Here is a 14,950-nt window from a genome sequence, read left to right on the forward strand (position 1 = left end):
TAGGAATATAACTACACAAATAGTTGTAAAACTATAAAAACCGTTATATTTGAAGTTGCCAACGCATTTCTTATGAAAAATCTTCTCTTCGTTCTCGCCTTGTTCAGCTTCGCCTTAACTGCTACCGCTCAAAAAATGATAACTGGAAATATATTTCAAAGCAATGATTCCACTGCTTTAGAAGCAGTTTCGGTATATTATGATGGTACAAATATTGGCACCAGTACGAATAAGAATGGTGCCTTTAGTATTCAAAGATATCCGGGAGAAGCTACTTTGGTGATTAGTTTTCTTGGATACAAAACAAAGATGATAAGCATTTCCCCAAATATTTCAGGGCTACTCCCGCCAATGTATCTTGAGCAACAACAGGAGGAGCTGGCAGAAGTTATCCTTGAGCCCGACCCCTGGAGCAGAAGAAAGAAACTAGCAATCTTCCGAAGAGAATATTTGGGCAATACTCCCGAAGCCAAAAAGGTAAAGATCAAAAATGAGGAAGTGCTACGTCTCTACTACAGCCCCTCTACTGAAAAACTTACTGCTGTCGCCACCGAGCCTCTCATTATATCAAACCGATTCCTGGGGTATAATGTGCGCTATGAACTCGAAAATTTTACAGTAAAATTCAGTACAGGTAGCTCCGGACTTCGGTTCACCCATATGGTTTTGTATCAGGGCTTCAGTTATTTTTCCGAACTAAAGAACCGCACAAGGAAAAAACATCTTAAAAATCGTGAAAGAACTTATACCGGATCTTCCCTGCATTTTATGAGATCCCTCTCCCAAAAGTCGCTCGCAGAAAACAACTTTCGAATCTTCCACGACCGGTTTCAGGTGCCCCCTTATAAACATTTTAACTTCAATCTTACAGAAGAGGGCATGGAGATTTCTTTGCTTGCAGATAAACTTAGCATTTTATACGGGGAACTAGAGCAGTCGGGTATTCAGGCCACCTCTCCATTTTTGATTGACCACTTCGGAAATCACACCCCTCCTGTTTCTGTTTTGTTTAGCGGAGAAATGTCTACAAAGCGAATTTCCCATTTGCTGCCTCTAAATTATAATTTAGAAAAATAAACGATTCTTATAGTTCTATAACTATTTTTTCAGTTATATTTAAATCCAGATAAATACTCACCAATGGAAAAATTGACCAACAAAGAAGAAGAGATCATGCGGGTTCTCTGGAAGCTGGAAAAGGCATTTGTAAAAGAAATTATTGCAGAAATGCCAAATTCTACTCTCCATTATAATACGGTTTCTACGATTGTTCGAAACCTTGAGGAAAAAAAATATGTAAATCACCACGCTTTTGGCAAAACCCACCAGTATTACCCCGTGGTTACCAAAGAAGAATATCGAAAGCAGTTTATGAATATGGCTACAAAACGCTTTTTTGACAGTTCCTATAAAAGTGTGGTTTCCTTTTTTGCTAAAGAAGAAAAAATTAGCGCCGAAGAATTGCGAGAAATATTGGAAATCATCGAAAAAAAGGAGTAATGGAATCTTTTTTAATCTATATTCTAAAGTCGGCTGCACTTTCCTCCATATTTTTAATTGGCTACCTTCTGCTCCTGAAAAATGATACCAGCTTTAGCTTTAACCGCTATTTTCTCCTGGGAGGTATCTTCTCTTCCTTCCTCCTGCCGGGCATCAAATTTACCCGGAAGGTTTACGTAGAAAGAACCGCACCTATTCTAAATTTTGAAAGTTTAAACAGCACAGCGGAATTAATTTCCAGTCCTCCCGTCATAACAGACTGGTGGCAGATTGCGGAAATAATATATTTCAGCATTGTTGCCCTATTACTGGCACGCCTGGCATATCGTTTCTACAATCTTTACAAGCTCACTTCCGGGCTGCAGAAAATAAAGAAAAATGGGTTTATTTATTGTATTTCTTCCGCGGAAATTCAGCCATTTTCCTTCTTTAAATATATCGTATATAATCCTCATTTCCATTCTCCTGAAGAACTGGCAATGATATTGAAGCACGAAAGAACGCATGCAAGGCAATGGCATTCCATAGATGTTCTATTTGTTAATTTGCTATGCATTTTATTGTGGTTCAATCCGTTGAACAAATGGTACAGGAACAGCCTCATCCAGAACCTGGAATATTTGGCAGACCAGGAAACTGCTGCTGTAGCTCCTTCTAAAAAAGCTTACCAAAAAGCCATTTTAAAGGCATCAATGGGCGACTTGCAACCGGTGCTGGCAAATCAATTCTATCAATCCTCTCTAAAAAAAAGAATTCTCATGCTTAATAAAAATTCCACTCAAAAACCACATTTTTGGAAGCTTAGCTTAGTTCTTCCTTTTATTTTCCTTTTTCTGTTCGCCTTTAATGTAAAAACGGAAGCGCAGATTACTACAAATGATTCCATTTCTTCGCCTGTTGTCTTTGAAACTGAAATTTCTGCGACCATTAATAAAAACTCTACAAGGGCTCACCTGAAGGAGGTAGAAAAAATTTTCAAGAAGCAGCATATTGAACTTTCCTTTGACGATCTGGAGTCTTCAAAAGAAGGTTTCCTTATTCGCGTTTCTGCCAGTTTTAAAGAACTGAGTGGAGCTTCGGGAAACATGAGCCTCAACAATTCCGAGGGAATTTCTCCCTTTGAAATTTATTCCAACAAGCAAGGAACTGGGTTTAGAACCAGCTCTAATTCCTTTGATAAAAAAGAAGATTTTCATGATTCAGATTTCTCAAAGATTGGGGCGAATCCACTTTATATAATTGGAGACAAAAAATATACAACCAAAGCACTTTCGGGAAAACATTTGCAGGTAGAAGGAGAAATGAATATTCTACCGGGCGAGGAAGCCATTAAACTTTATGGAAAAGCAGCAAGGGATGGCGTCGTAGTTGTCAAAAATGGCAAAATCATTCCTGATTTTGGACAGAAACTTAAGCAAATTGATGCTAAGAACAAAGCCGTATCACGATTGTTCCTTCAGATTGAAGAAGGAAATGCGCCTGCGCTTATTCAGCTTCAAAACGATCCTGAGGAGAACAAAAACAGCTCAAAACCCAAAGTTAGGAAAGCTAGAGAAAACATCATTCCAGAAGCTGAAGATATCATAGCAATTCAAGAAAATAAAAATCAAAACTTTCATTTACAAAATGCCAGGCCTTTGGTGGTCATTGAAGGGGAGATCCAGGAAGAAGATTTTGAATTGGATCAACTTGACCCTGAAAAAATGAAGCATCTCAATGTGCTGAAAGGAGAAAATGCCACCAAAAAATATGGAAAAAAGGCAGAAAATGGCGTTTTGGAGGTAACTCTTAAATCCAATGAAGAAATGAGCAAAAGCCAGGCCGCAGCAACAGCAGGCAGCGCGAAAAATGGCAAGGTTTCTTACCGAATTGAGAAAATAACTTTTGAGGATGATAAACACACAGATAAAAACATTGTGAAGCTAATTACCCCAGATTCTTCTGGACCGCTTGATCTTCTAATCGTCGTAGATGGCGAGGTGAAAGAAAACGATTTTAATACGGACAGTATAGATCACACCAATGTAGAATCAATTACCGTCCTTAAAGGAGATAAAGCGATTAAAAAATACGGAGAAAAAGCCAAAAAGGGTGTGCTCGAAATCACCTTGAAAAAGTAACTTTTAACGATAAAATTGTTTTAAAACAGCCTTTTCAATTTTGCAGAAAGGCTGTTTTTCTATTAGATAATCTCAATAACAGAGAATCAAATGTTCTTTTTATATTTACTATAAAAGAAATTAGGTATGAAAAAGACATTTTTCAAGGTTTTATCGGGCATAAACAGGAAAGTTCTTCCCAGTTATTCAAAAAAGCAACTGGATCTAGCCAAAGCCAGTAAACTCCAAAAAGCCGTGATTGGCTGGAGGTTATGGGTAACCAAAAATTCTTTAGAAAAATAACTTTTTTTGCCATCTTTAAAAAGTAAACAAAGAAGTTACATTGTGCGGCACAAGCTTTTCCCTTCCTTTTAGAAAGTCCAGATCCATGAGGAAATTAAGCTGTACAATCTCACCTCCCAAATCCTCCACAAGTTTACAGGCTGCGGCCGCAGTACCTCCCGTGGCAAGCACATCATCATGAATGAGAACTTTTTCCCCTTTTTGGATTGCATCGCTGTGAATTTCTAGCGTATCTGTCCCATATTCGAGGGAATAGCTTTCTTTAATCGTCGTGAACGGCAATTTTCCCGGTTTCCGAATAGGAATAAAACCTGCATTTAGCTTTTCTGCGAGTAGCGTAGCGAAAAAGAATCCGCGAGACTCGATTCCCACTACTTTATCAATCTTCACGTCACCCAGATTTTCCAGGAAACGTTTCACCCCTTCCCGCATTGCTTCAGGATTTTGCAGTAATGGGGTAATATCTTTATAAACAATTCCGGGCTTTGGAAAGTCCTGAATGTCTCTAATATATGTTTCTAATTTCATTTTCAGAAGGTTTGAAGTTGCGAAGTTAAACTTTTCCGCAGTAAGAAAAAGGGCGTGAAAAAAGGGATATAAAACCTCTTCCCAATTGCCATTTTTGTATGTGGATTAATAAAATAACAACAAAGATTTATTAGACATTTAACTACGTTTAAAAGGCTTAGTCTCTAAATTAGGTAAAACAAAAAAAGAAGAAAATGAAAAATCTAAAAGACCTGTTTGAGCACCAGTTAAAAGATCTTTACAGTGCTGAATCCCAGCTTATTGAAGCTTTACCGAAAATGGTGCAAAATGCCGATGATGAGAAGCTGAAAAAAGCTTTTGAAAAGCATCTCGAGGAAACAAAAGAGCACAAGAAGAGAATTGAAGAAATTTGTGACAGTCTTGGAATTAAGCCAACAGGAGAAAAATGTAAAGCCATGGAAGGTTTGGTGAAAGAAGCTGAATCTTTCCTTAAAGAAGATACAGAAAAAGATGTGCGAGATGCCGGCCTAATTGCCGAAGCCCAACGGATTGAACATTATGAGATTTCAGGCTACGGTACCGCTGCACGCTATGCAAAGGAGCTTGGCCACGAAGACATTGCTGCAAAGCTTAAAAAGACGCTTGACGAAGAATATAAAACCGATAATTTGCTTACTAAAATGGCAGAGCAGCGTCTTAACAAGGAGGCAAAGAAATAAGCTACCTAATACTTAAGAGGCTGTATACAATCTTAGACATATCCAAATCGTGCTTTTAGTTCACCTTGAAGATCAAAAAATTTATCATTGTCTGCTAAAGGTAAGTTCTGGATAGCTGTAAGGCTGTTGATACAGCCTCTTTTTATTTAATACAACAAATTTTTTTTAAAATCTAAAATCTCATGTTTACACAATCTCTTTGGAATTCTTTTTCCGGCAGTACAAATTTTCCAGTCCTAAAAGAAGATCTTGAGGTAGATGTGGCCATCATTGGTGGCGGCATTACTGGAATTTCTACCGCACATCTTTTAAGTGAAGCAGGATATTCTGTAGCTGTTATCGAAGAGAGAAAAGTTGGAGGTGGAACCACTTCACACAGTACAGGGAATTTATATTTCACTATAGACCAGACGCTTTCTTCCCTTCAGTCAAAATACAACAATGAGATCATCAGGAAAGTTGCAGCTTCCAGGCACAGTGCCATAGAACTTATAGAAGACAATATTAAGCGGTACAACATTGACTGTGATTTTCAAAGGGTGCCCTGGTATTTGTATGCCGCGAATGAAGAAAACACCGAAAAAATCAACAAAGAATTTGAAACGGCTAAAGAAGCTGGTGTGAGAATGGATTTGGCTGGAGACAAAGAGATTCCTTTTCCTATGACCCGAGGAGTAAAAGTAGATGAGCAGGCACAATTCAATTCCATGAGATATGTACAGGGCCTTGCGAATGCCATTGTATCGCCTTCCTGTCAAATATTTGAAAATACACGTGTAACGGAAATCCACGAACGTGATGAACTTGTTACTCTTCTAACCACTGCAGGAACCGTAAAGGCCAAATATGCAGTACATGCCACTCACAGCCCAAAGGGAAAAAAGATAGAATTTCATACGGTGCTGGGACCATACCGGGAATACGGAGTAGCAGTCAAATTAAAATCTGGCTCCTACCCAAAAGGAACTTTTTGGGGATATTATGATGCCGGTTCAAAGTATTCGGTGAGATCTTATAAGCGTGGAGAGGATCAGTTTCTCATTGCTGTAGGTCAGCCGCACAAGGTAGGCCAGGCAAAAGATAATGTAGAGCATATAGAGAATCTTGTCGTGTTCCTTAGAAAATATTTTGACGTGGGAGAGATTACTCACCGTTGGGGTGGTCAACATTATAAGCCTGCAGATAAGCTTCCTTACATTGGTCCGGAATCTGATAATTCCAGGATTTATATAGCCACGGGTTTTGCTACAGATGGACTTACTTATGGACCCCTGGCAGCAATGATTATAAAAGATCATATTTCAGAAAAGCCAAATCCTTATTATGAAGTGTATAAGGCATCCCGCTTTAGCCCGGGAAAATCGGCTAAAGAATTTATCAAAGAAAACGTCAATGTTGCAGTTCAACTTCTCAAAGATCTCCCCTTTTCAGGAAACGAAGAAGAATTGACACTTTTAAAACCTGAAGAAGGAAGGATTATTGAAAAAGATGGACATAAAATGGCAATTAGCAAAAGTAAAAATGGAAAGCTAAATATGCATTCTGCGTTTTGCACACATTTGGGTTGTGTGGTACATTGGAATAGTGCTGAAAAAACCTGGGATTGCCCCTGTCATGGCAGCCGTTTCGACCAGAAGGGAGATGTTCTTGAAGGTCCGGCAATAGAACCATTAAAGAGCTATAATTCTTCAGATTGATCTTCCCCCGAAACGGTTATAATTTTCAGTTATAAATGTAAGAAAAACACTCTTAATTAGTAGTTAATTAGGATTTTGGAACATTCAAATTCTTGGAATAAGTCGTAAATTGATATTTCCCGCAGAAATATTCTAAAACCGTATTAATTTAATATATAAAAGCCATGAGTAATCGCTTAAAATGTGCCGGACGATTGAACGAACTCCTGGAAAGCAATTTTCTTATCGCAAAATGTTTCAGGAAAATCAAAAAATCTACCAAGAAAGAAGATCTTCAGAGATTTTTTCAAAAGAAAGCTTCAAAAAGATATCAATTTGCGATAGAATTAAGTGAAGAAATTGGATACCTGAAAGAAGCCTACTGCTCTTACGGGCCATTTTCGGCATCCAAGAAAAAATTATGGGTTGTCCCAGAACAAGATTTTACAAGACATTTAAAAACCATTATCAGGAATGACAAGAAAATTCTGAAAGAATACAGAAATGCCATGGCAGAGATTAATGAGGCACCAACAAGAGAAATAATTATTCGCCATGCCGCAATTATCGAAAAAGACCTTTTTGAATTAAGAGCATTAAAGAAAAAAATTCAGTTACAGCAAAAATCTGAACCCGATTTACAAACTTTATAACCAACAACATATGAGATTCATTAGTACGAAACTGCACGGAACCATAGATTATTTAATGGGCTTTCTGCTTATTATTTCACCCTGGATTTTTGGATTTGCCAATGATGATGCCGCACAATGGGTACCCATTTTATTGGGTGTTAGTGCACTGGTGTATAGTTTGATCACCGATTATGAATTGGGTCTTCTTAAGGTTCTTTCCATGAAAGTACATCTTACGATTGATCTTATCTCGGGAATTTTCCTTGCGGCATCTCCCTGGATCTTTGGATTTTCAGAAGAAGTTTATCTTCCTCACCTCATTTTGGGAATTGCAGAAATTGGTGCCAGCATATTTACACGGCAGCATCCGCCATACCCCGAAACTTCTGTAAAATAGTAAAAAAAATTCTTTTTAGAGAGGAGACCATTTGAACAGGTAGATCGATCTTATCCTGAACTTTCAACAGGTATTGCGTCATTCTTACATTAAAATTCTGAAGTAAATTCAGAATGACTTTTTTAGTTCACTTATCATCTGGTCTCCTTTTTCTGTATTCGATTTCAGCAGCATTCTTTGTATTTTTCTATCTTGGCAGAATTATAAAAATTCTGACTTTTTCAAGAATCTTTCAGCAAAATAAATACAATGAACAAAAACCTGATTTCCCTAGTTTTATTCTTATTTTTTCTTCAATTTTCATTTGCCCAACAATCGGAGCTTTCGGTGGAAAAGATCATGCAGGATCCTTCCTGGATGGGAACCTATCCGTCAAATATTAGATGGGGTTCAACCGGCGATAATATTTACTTCAATTACAACCTGGAAAAAGATCCTGCAGATTCTCTTTACAAGATAAATATTCAGAATCGAAATGAAATAGTAAAGGTGCATTGGGAAGAAGAAGATAAGCTCATTCCGTCGCGCGCAGCTACCAATGATGCACGTACTTTAAAAGTTTACACAGAAGATAACACCCTCATTATCTATGATCTTAAAAATGGCAAAAAAAGGGAACTTCTTAACATGGGAGAAAGCATAAATGATCCTAAATTTTTAGCCAATGAGGATATTATCTCCTTCAGTTCCGGCAACAATGCTTTCATCTATAATTTAAAAAATGGAAACCTTCGGAAGCTTACAAACATAAGATCTGGCGAAGATCGCTCTGGAAAAAAAGAAAAAACTTCTGAAAAAGATCAATGGCTGGAGAAAGAAAATATTGGCCTTTTAAAAGTAGTACAACAAAGGAAAGAAAAAGAAGAGGCAACTAAGGCTTTTCGTGAAAAGACTGGAAAGAAAACCTATTCCTTCTACTCTGGCGATAAAAGAGTAACAGATATTACCGTTTCGCCAGATTTAAAATATGTCACATTCAGGTTGATTTCGAGAACCGACGATGAAAGTACAAATGTGCCAGATTATGTAGATGCTTCAGGATACACAGTAGATCTGCCCGCACGGAGCAAAGTGGGCAACGAGCCAACAAAAGTGGAACTGGCCATTTACAACCTTGAGAAAGACAGCGTATATTTCACCAATATGGAAAATCTGCCCGGTATTTCTGATTTACCAGATTACACTAAAGATTATCCTGAAAAAGATTGGGAAGAAAAAGTACGGGAAGTCATTCCTTCCGAAGCTTACTTTTCAGAAGATGGAAGCAAAGCAGTTATTAATGTACGTTCTCATGACAACAAAGATCGCTGGATCGCACTGCTAGATCTAAGCAATGGCGAATTAAAAAGCCTCGACCGGCAGCGTGATGAAGCCTGGATCGCGGGCCCGGGAATTGGTTATAAGTTTGGAGGCGGAACATTGGGCTGGTTACCAGATGGACAACATATTTATTTTCAAAGTGAAGATACAGGTTATTCGCACCTGTATCTTTTAAACACCAAAACTGGTGACAAAAAGCAACTTACTAAAGGGAATTTTGAAGTCTTTGATCCATTCCTGTCCAACAACGGCAGGTATTTCTTTTTAACTACTTCACAAATACATCCAGGAGAAAGACATTTCTATAAAATGCCATTAAAAGGCGGGAAAATGCAACAGCTTACTTCTATGACAGGAAACAATGAAGTACACTTGTCTCCAGATGAAAAATATATGGCCATCCTTCATTCCTATAGCAACAAACCCTGGGAACTTTATCTTAAAAAAACCAGTGAAAATTCAAATGCAATGCAATTGACTTCAGGGCAGTCTCAGGAATTTGAGAGCTATGAATGGAGAGAACCTGAAGTGATTTCTTTTAAAGCTGAAGATGGCGCTTTAGTCCCGGCAAGACTTTACAAACCTGAAGAAAGCACAAAAAATGGTGCCGCTGTGATTTTTGTTCATGGCGCAGGTTACCTGCAGAATGCGCATAAATGGTGGTCAAGTTATTTTAGAGAATATATGTTCCATAACCTACTGGCAGATCTTGGTTATACTGTTTTGGATATAGATTACAGGGGTAGCGCAGGTTATGGCCGTGATTGGCGTACTGCCATTTATAGGCATATGGGTGGAAAAGATTTGTCTGACCAGGTAGATGGTGCCAATTACCTCATTTCACAGCACAACATTGATCCTGATAAAATAGGCATCTACGGTGGTAGTTACGGCGGCTTCATTACCCTCATGGCCATGTTCAACGAACCCGATACTTTTGAATCTGGTGCCGCTTTAAGATCAGTTACAGACTGGGCACATTACAATCATGGCTACACCTCCAACATTCTTAACGAGCCATCCCAAGACCCCATTGCTTATCGTCGTTCCTCCCCTATCTACTTTGCAGAAGGCCTTGAAGGAAACTTGCTTATTGCCCACGGAATGGTAGATGTAAATGTACATTTTCAAGATGTGGTGCGTCTTGCACAGCGCCTGGTCGAACTTGAAAAAGATAATTGGGAAATGGCTGTTTATCCGGTGGAAGGTCATGGATTTGTAGAACCTTCCAGCTGGACAGATGAGTATAAAAGAATTTTAAAACTTTTTAATGAAACCTTACTTGATTAGAAAGGTCCAAATCAAGCACATTAAAGCTTCGGAAATGCCCTTTTCCGAAGCTTTTTTCTTTTAAACCATCGAGATAATTTCAAAAATCCAGTTCAACGTAAGAATTACCTTACACCTCATAGGACTATTGGCTTGATAACGTGCAACATGTTTGATAAACATCATTTTGAATCGATGAAATACATCAAATTATAAAATAATTTTATCTTTAGACTTTGATCCTCCTGGCGAGAGACCCTAACTCCAAAAGAACTGGATAAATTTTATGGAACAAATCAACCCTAAATTGATATTTGAAGCAATCCCATTCCCCTGCCTGTTATTGCAGCCCATAACTCCGGAATCTTTTAAAGTTATAGAAGTAAATAACGCTTACATAAACACAACTGGCTTATCCAAAGAAAAGCTTCTGAAAAGCACATTTTTTGAAAGCCAGTCTATAACATTTTATGAGAATGCTTGTCTAATTAATTCTTTAAAAAAAGTATTACAATCAGGAGAGGCAGATAATATTCCGGTTTTTAGGCAAGACTTTAAAACTGCTAAATCAGGAATTTCTACAGAAAAGTACTGGAAAGCCAAAAATAGTCCGCTTTTCAACGAACAAGGGGAAACTACGCACATTTTGCACGTGCTTCTGGACGTCTCACATGAGAAAAAACAAGACCACTCACGAAAAGATTTACAGCAGAAATTTTTACATAAAGAGAAGCAATACCAACATTTCATAGATGAAAACCCAGACGGCTTATTCTCGCTAGATCTTGAAGGAAACTTACTAAACGCTAATAAGAGATTGGCAGAATTTGCCGAAGTATCCATTGATCAGCTACTCCAAATGAACCTCCTAAGCTTTTGCGCAGAACACCAACGTGAAAAAGTGCTGCAAATCTTCGAAAAGGTCAAAAAAGGAACGAGAAATAAATTTGAAGTCAACTTTATTTCCGTAAAAGGATCAGCAAAAATTATAGAGATCTCTCTTGCTCCTATACTGGAGCATAATATAGTTACAGGGATGTATGGATTCGCCAGGAATTTTACAGAAAGGCATTCAACGGAAAGCATCGTAGTGGCAAAGAAAAAATTTCTGGAAGTAAACGCAGCTTTCATGAGCTCACTAATTGAGAATGAACCTGAAGACCCTAAACTGGAAGAGACCTTTAGTATTATAGGTGCCACAGTAGATGTGGACAGGATGTACTATTTTGGCGCAACAAAGAATAAGGAGAACAAAGAGATCTTTATAAGTCAAATCCTGGAATGGTGCAGTGAGTTTGCTTCTCCGCAAAAGCACAATCCCGAGATGCAGGATATGCCGGTAAAGCAGGTTGAACAAATCATGGGGCCGCTTACCACCAACACGCCTTTCATGTCGACACTTAGTGAGTTGCCGAAATGTGAACTAAAAGATCTTTTTATCGAACAGGATATCAAATCTATGCTCCTTCTGCCTATTTTTTTCCAAAATAACCTGTATGGATTTATAGGATTTGATGATTGCCGCCAGGAAAGAAAATGGCACGAAGAAGAAATTGCTTTTTTACAAAGTCTGGCGCATTTTTTCACCAATGCCCTGGAGAAGAGATCTGCTCAAAATAAAGTAAAGCAACAGGAAGAAGAATTGCGCAGAAGTGAAAAAAAGTTCAAGGCTTTGGTCCAGGAGGGAGCAGATCTTATTGCTATTTTAGATAAAATAGGAAATTTCACTTTTACCAGTGGCACTTCAACTTCGGCTTTGGGAGTAGCACCTGCAGAATTTATTGGAGAAAATGTTTTTGATTTTATACATCCCGATGATAAAGAGAGGGTAACAAAAGCTTTTACCCTTTTAAAAGAGCAGAAACAAATCAAAACGGAACCTTTCAGGTTTAGGAATAAAAACGGAGACTGGAGATGGATTGAAACAGCGGCTACCAATCTCCTTGAAGATCCTGCTGTAGAGGGAATTGTAATTAACTCCCGCGATATCACCACGCTTATAGAACAGGCGCGTGAAATAGAACAAATTAATGAACGTTACAGACTGGCGGCAGCTGCTACAAGAGATCTCATTTATGACTGGGACCTTGAAAAAGACGAAGTCATTCGCTTTCACAATAGTAACAGGAAATTATTGGGTCATCCTACTTCTGAAGTCGACAAAAGAAATTTTTGGCGTACGCATATCCACCCAGACGAATTAAAAGAACTCGAGAATATCCTGAAAACTAATCTTTCCAATCCAAAAAAAGATTCCATTCAAACCCAGTATAGATTTAAACGCACAGACGGCACTTATGCTCACCTAATTGACCGCGGCCACATTATTCGGAATTCTGAAGGTAAAGCCATAAGGCTCATTGGCGCAACCAGCGATATTTCTGAAATGACCCAGCAGAAAGAAGCTCTCAAGGCTGCGAACACCAGATTTAAACTGGCTATGAAAGCAACCCGAGAAATGATATGGGACTGGGATATTGCTACAGATAAGGTGAACCGAAGCAAATCTTTCGCAAAAATTTATGGATACAACGGCAGGGAGGAATCAACCATGACCAAATTCTGGCTTCCAAAAATTACTGAAAAGGACAGAACCCGTGTCCAAAATTCCCTGAAGTACGTTCTGGAAAATGAAGACCAGAAGGAATGGAAACAGGAATATCGGTTTATGAAAGCCGATGGAAACCCAGCCTATGTGATGGACAGAGGATATATCATTCGTGATAGAAACGGAAAACCTATTCGTATGGTGGGTGCGGTACTCGATGTTACCGCCTCAAGAAGGCTTATCAGGGACATTAAAAAACAAAACAAAGGCTTAAAGGAAATAGCATGGGCTCAATCGCACATTGTACGCGCCCCACTTGCCCGTCTCAAAGGTTTGGTGGATCTGCTGGAAATGGCAGATTTAGAAAAAGAAAAACAAGGTGAGATCCTGGGGCACATCAAGGACTCTGCAAATGAACTGGATGATATTCTACGAGGAATTGTAAGTAAAACGGAAAAGATTGAAATAAACCATGAGGAGGCGTAATACGTTTAAGGAGATACTCCCCTACTTTTCCATCAACACAAAACAACCTCAGGAAAGTTCAATGTAAAGAAGAATAAAAGCCGTCAAGATTAGTGCAAAGATGGCGAATAAACTCCACAACCATGTATTTTCATTCTTCAGAAGCAAACTCCAGACTGCCAAGAGTTTTTTTAATAAATCTTTTACTCGCTCTTCCAAATCTACTTTTATTATTCCTTTTGACTTATTAATTCTAATTAATCAATTTAGTTGCTTAACCCACTTTCAAGCACAAAAGGTATATATAGTTTCATGACTGACAATTATATTTGGCTTCCTTTTTGGAATTTTGGTTCGCACACAAATTCATCTATGATTAACCTGAACCTTATATACTAAATATCAAAAAATTGACCATTTTTCCAATTTAAAAAAGAAAACGTAAATTCAGGTGAAAATTAAAATTTCATCATGAAGAAAATTAAAGTGGGACTGGCCGGGTATGGCAAAGGAGGGTATATCTACAACGCCCCTATTATCTCCAGTGTGGAAGGTTTTGAAATTACTAAAATTCTCACCTCCCGAAATAGAAAAAAGGCAGAAAAGGACTATCCTGACGCCAATATCGTCGAAGATTATTCAAAGATCATCAACGACCCCGCAGTTGATCTCGTAGTGGTGACCACCCCAAATCATCTTCATAAAGAATTCGCGAAAAAGGCATTAGAAGCAAATAAACATGTAGTCCTGGAAAAACCTTTTACTCCAACTGCTAAAGATGCCGCTGAACTCATTACCCTTGCCCAACAAAAGGATAAGATTTTAAGCGTTCATCACAACCGGAGATGGGACAGTGATTTCCTTACCTTACAAAAAATAATAAAAGAAGATAAGCTTGGAAAGATTGTAGAGTATGAAGCTCATTTTGACCGCTTCAGGAATTATGTCAAAGACAGTTGGAAAGAAGAAAAAAATATCCCCGGCAGCGGGATTCTATATGACCTGGGCAGTCACCTCATCGACCAGGCGCTGGTATTGTTTGGAAAACCGGTGGAAATATTTGCAAATCTTCGAAAACAACGGGAAAATTCTGAAGTGGTTGATAATTTCGAGCTTATTTTATTTTATGAAGATCTAAAAGTTACCCTTAAAGCAGGAATGCTTGTAAAAGAACTGGGGCCCACTTACAGTCTCTTTGGAAGGAATGGAACTTATGTAAAGTATCATCGGGATGTGCAGGAAGAAGCGCTTCAAAATGGAAAGATCCCTTCAAACGAACCTACGTGGGGAGAAGAACCGCCGGAAATATGGGGAAAAATAAATACTATTGAAGAAGAAGGCCATATACAAAGCGAGCCGGGGAATTACAGAAAATTCTATCAAAATATCTACGATACCATTACAGAAAAAACCGAACTATATGTAAAACCTGAACAAGCCCGGGATGTCATTAAAGTCATTGAAATTGCACAACTAAGCCACAAAGAAAAGCGGATAGTAAAATTTATATAACCGGGAACGAACTATTCT

At 38.3% G+C, this 14,950-nt stretch carries 12 protein-coding genes; 11 read left to right on the forward strand and 1 reads right to left on the reverse strand.

What is annotated here, in order from left to right; all coding sequences use genetic code 11:
- The first annotated feature begins 72 nt into the window (after positions 1–72).
- The 4 genes from ACOV1Q_RS13035 to ACOV1Q_RS13050 all read left to right on the forward strand — a co-directional run bounded on the left by ACOV1Q_RS13035 (position 73) and on the right by ACOV1Q_RS13050 (position 3,902).
- Positions 73–1,077, forward strand: coding sequence for a carboxypeptidase-like regulatory domain-containing protein (locus tag ACOV1Q_RS13035; RefSeq protein ID WP_424494841.1), 1,005 nt, complete (start codon positions 73–75; stop codon positions 1,075–1,077).
- A gap of 63 nt (positions 1,078–1,140) precedes the next feature.
- On the forward strand, positions 1,141–1,500 hold the full coding sequence (locus tag ACOV1Q_RS13040) for a BlaI/MecI/CopY family transcriptional regulator (protein WP_424494842.1): 360 nt from the start codon (positions 1,141–1,143) through the stop codon (positions 1,498–1,500).
- Complete coding sequence (locus ACOV1Q_RS13045; protein WP_424494843.1) at positions 1,500–3,620, forward strand: M56 family metallopeptidase; 2,121 nt, start codon at positions 1,500–1,502, stop codon at positions 3,618–3,620. The genes ACOV1Q_RS13040 and ACOV1Q_RS13045 overlap by 1 nt, the downstream gene beginning before the upstream one ends.
- A gap of 126 nt (positions 3,621–3,746) precedes the next feature.
- The gene (locus ACOV1Q_RS13050) at positions 3,747–3,902 is read left to right on the forward strand and encodes an SsrA-binding protein (protein ID WP_424494844.1); all 156 of its coding nucleotides are present in this window, start codon (positions 3,747–3,749) and stop codon (positions 3,900–3,902) included.
- A 15-nt stretch (positions 3,903–3,917) separates the two neighbouring features.
- Here the strand turns inward: ACOV1Q_RS13050 and ACOV1Q_RS13055 are convergent, their stop codons facing one another.
- Complete coding sequence (locus tag ACOV1Q_RS13055; protein ID WP_424494845.1) at positions 3,918–4,430, reverse strand: adenine phosphoribosyltransferase; 513 nt, start codon at positions 4,428–4,430, stop codon at positions 3,918–3,920.
- A gap of 194 nt (positions 4,431–4,624) precedes the next feature.
- Between ACOV1Q_RS13055 and ACOV1Q_RS13060 the strand changes: the two genes are divergently transcribed.
- From ACOV1Q_RS13060 to ACOV1Q_RS13090, 7 genes are all read left to right on the forward strand, one after another.
- On the forward strand, positions 4,625–5,110 hold the full coding sequence (locus ACOV1Q_RS13060) for a YciE/YciF ferroxidase family protein (RefSeq protein ID WP_424494846.1): 486 nt from the start codon (positions 4,625–4,627) through the stop codon (positions 5,108–5,110).
- Between the two features lie 182 nt (positions 5,111–5,292).
- Entirely contained in the window at positions 5,293–6,807 is a 1,515-nt protein-coding gene (locus ACOV1Q_RS13065; RefSeq protein ID WP_424494847.1) for an FAD-dependent oxidoreductase, read from the forward strand.
- Between the two features lie 164 nt (positions 6,808–6,971).
- Complete coding sequence (locus tag ACOV1Q_RS13070) at positions 6,972–7,439, forward strand: DUF2383 domain-containing protein (RefSeq protein WP_424494848.1); 468 nt, start codon at positions 6,972–6,974, stop codon at positions 7,437–7,439.
- 10 nt (positions 7,440–7,449) lie between these two features.
- Positions 7,450–7,818, forward strand: a complete 369-nt coding sequence (locus ACOV1Q_RS13075; protein ID WP_424494849.1) for an SPW repeat protein — start codon at positions 7,450–7,452, stop codon at positions 7,816–7,818.
- A gap of 249 nt (positions 7,819–8,067) precedes the next feature.
- The gene (locus ACOV1Q_RS13080) at positions 8,068–10,428 is read left to right on the forward strand and encodes a S9 family peptidase (RefSeq protein ID WP_424494850.1); all 2,361 of its coding nucleotides are present in this window, start codon (positions 8,068–8,070) and stop codon (positions 10,426–10,428) included.
- A 265-nt stretch (positions 10,429–10,693) separates the two neighbouring features.
- Positions 10,694–13,441, forward strand: coding sequence for a PAS domain S-box protein (locus ACOV1Q_RS13085; protein ID WP_424494851.1), 2,748 nt, complete (start codon positions 10,694–10,696; stop codon positions 13,439–13,441).
- A gap of 450 nt (positions 13,442–13,891) precedes the next feature.
- Positions 13,892–14,932, forward strand: coding sequence for a Gfo/Idh/MocA family oxidoreductase (locus ACOV1Q_RS13090; RefSeq protein WP_424494852.1), 1,041 nt, complete (start codon positions 13,892–13,894; stop codon positions 14,930–14,932).
- Positions 14,933–14,950: the final 18 nt, after the last annotated feature.

Source organism: Salinimicrobium maris (assembly GCF_049680855.1).
GTDB lineage: Bacteria > Bacteroidota > Bacteroidia > Flavobacteriales > Flavobacteriaceae > Salinimicrobium.

Bases quoted from the DNA above. Each gene is read 5' to 3' on its own strand.
- ACOV1Q_RS13045 (WP_424494843.1), top strand. From the start codon at position 1,500: ATGGAATCTTTTTTAATCTATATTCTAAAGTCGGCTGCACTTTCCTCC.
- ACOV1Q_RS13080 (WP_424494850.1), top strand. From the start codon at position 8,068: ATGAACAAAAACCTGATTTCCCTAGTTTTATTCTTATTTTTTCTTCAA.
- ACOV1Q_RS13050 (WP_424494844.1), top strand. From the start codon at position 3,747: ATGAAAAAGACATTTTTCAAGGTTTTATCGGGCATAAACAGGAAAGTT.
- ACOV1Q_RS13085 (WP_424494851.1), top strand. From the start codon at position 10,694: ATGGAACAAATCAACCCTAAATTGATATTTGAAGCAATCCCATTCCCC.
- ACOV1Q_RS13065 (WP_424494847.1), top strand. From the start codon at position 5,293: ATGTTTACACAATCTCTTTGGAATTCTTTTTCCGGCAGTACAAATTTT.
- ACOV1Q_RS13075 (WP_424494849.1), top strand. From the start codon at position 7,450: ATGAGATTCATTAGTACGAAACTGCACGGAACCATAGATTATTTAATG.
- ACOV1Q_RS13055 (WP_424494845.1), bottom strand. From the start codon at position 4,430: ATGAAATTAGAAACATATATTAGAGACATTCAGGACTTTCCAAAGCCC.
- ACOV1Q_RS13070 (WP_424494848.1), top strand. From the start codon at position 6,972: ATGAGTAATCGCTTAAAATGTGCCGGACGATTGAACGAACTCCTGGAA.
- ACOV1Q_RS13040 (WP_424494842.1), top strand. From the start codon at position 1,141: ATGGAAAAATTGACCAACAAAGAAGAAGAGATCATGCGGGTTCTCTGG.
- ACOV1Q_RS13090 (WP_424494852.1), top strand. From the start codon at position 13,892: ATGAAGAAAATTAAAGTGGGACTGGCCGGGTATGGCAAAGGAGGGTAT.
- ACOV1Q_RS13035 (WP_424494841.1), top strand. From the start codon at position 73: ATGAAAAATCTTCTCTTCGTTCTCGCCTTGTTCAGCTTCGCCTTAACT.
- ACOV1Q_RS13060 (WP_424494846.1), top strand. From the start codon at position 4,625: ATGAAAAATCTAAAAGACCTGTTTGAGCACCAGTTAAAAGATCTTTAC.